Origin of the sequence: Peptoniphilus sp. oral taxon 836 str. F0141, from assembly GCF_000179335.1 — a bacterium.
In the GTDB taxonomy this organism is placed as follows: Bacteria; Bacillota; Clostridia; order Tissierellales; family Peptoniphilaceae; genus Peptoniphilus_A; species Peptoniphilus_A lacrimalis.
The window spans coordinates 1-1202 of record NZ_AEAA01000023.1; the positions used below are offsets into that span (position 1 = coordinate 1).

Sequence of the window (1202 nt, forward strand, 5' to 3'; positions counted from 1 at the left end):
TATTTTGGTCAAGGAGTGATTATATGAAACTTGGTATAGTTGGACTTCCCAATGTAGGAAAGTCAACTTTATTTAATGCCTTAACACAGGCTGGGGCTGAGGCTGCAAATTATCCTTTTGCAACTATTGAGCCTAATATTGGAGTTGTAAATGTTCCTGATGAAAGATTAAAAGTTTTATCAGATATTTCAAAATCAGGAAGAATAGTTTATACAAATATAGAATTTTATGATATAGCTGGACTTGTTAAGGGTGCTAGCAAGGGAGAAGGTCTTGGCAACCAATTTTTGTCAAATATAAGAGAAGTTGATGCAATTGTTCATGTTGTCAGATGTTTTGAAAATGAAAATGTCATCCATGTTGATGGGAAAGTAGACCCTGTTCGTGATATTGAAAATATAAATTTGGAATTAGTTTTTTCAGACTTGGAACAAATTGATAAAAGGTTAGCAAGACTGGAAAAACAAGCTAAGGCTGATAAGAGTTTAAAACCTGAACTTGAACTTCTATTAAAAGTTAAAAAAGTTCTTGAAGAAGGTAAGCCTGCGAGATCTTTAGAATTAACCGATGAAGAAGAAAAAATTATTAAAAATTTTGCTCTTCTGACATTAAAACCTGTAATTTATGTTGCTAATGTTTCAGAAGAAGATGCCCATAATAATGGTCAAGATAATGAAATGGTTAAAAAAGTAAAAGAAATGGCTGACAAATCAAATGATGAAACTGTTGTTATATCTTGTGAAATAGAATCAGAAATTTCTGAACTATCTGAAGATGAAAAACAGTTATTTTTGAAAGACTTAGGTCTTGATGAATCAGGACTTGATAAGTTAATAAAGTCATCTTATAAACTTTTGGGACTTATTTCATTTTTGACTACAGGAGAAATGGAATCTCGTGCTTGGACAATTAAAAAAGGAACTAAAGCACCAGGAGCAGCTGGTAAAATTCATACAGATATGGAAAGAGGCTTTATAAAGGCTGATATTATTTCTTATGAAGACTTAGTAAGTCAAGGTTCTATGGCTGCTGCAAGGGAAAAAGGTCTTATAAGAAGTGAAGGTAAAGATTATATTATGCAAGATGGGGATGTTTGCGTATTTAAGTTTAATGTTTAATTAAATAAAGGAGAAAAAAGATGTTCAAATTAGTTTCTATGGATTTAGATGAAACTTTGTTAACTACGGATAAAAAATGCCTAA

Annotated in this window: 1 protein-coding gene; it reads left to right on the plus strand. The window is 31.4% G+C overall.

Going from position 1 to position 1202, the window contains the following annotated elements; genetic code table 11:
- The first annotated feature begins 23 nt into the window (after window positions 1-23).
- On the plus strand, window positions 24-1118 hold the full coding sequence (gene ychF, locus HMPREF9131_RS00965) for a redox-regulated ATPase YchF (protein WP_009344870.1): 1095 nt from the start codon (window positions 24-26) through the stop codon (window positions 1116-1118).
- The last annotated feature ends 84 nt before the right edge of the window (window positions 1119-1202 follow it).

What these genes read in the sequence shown, in the direction of transcription:
- ychF (WP_009344870.1), top strand. Translation starts at nt 24, where the DNA reads ATGAAACTTGGTATAGTTGGACTTCCCAATGTAGGAAAGTCAACTTTA.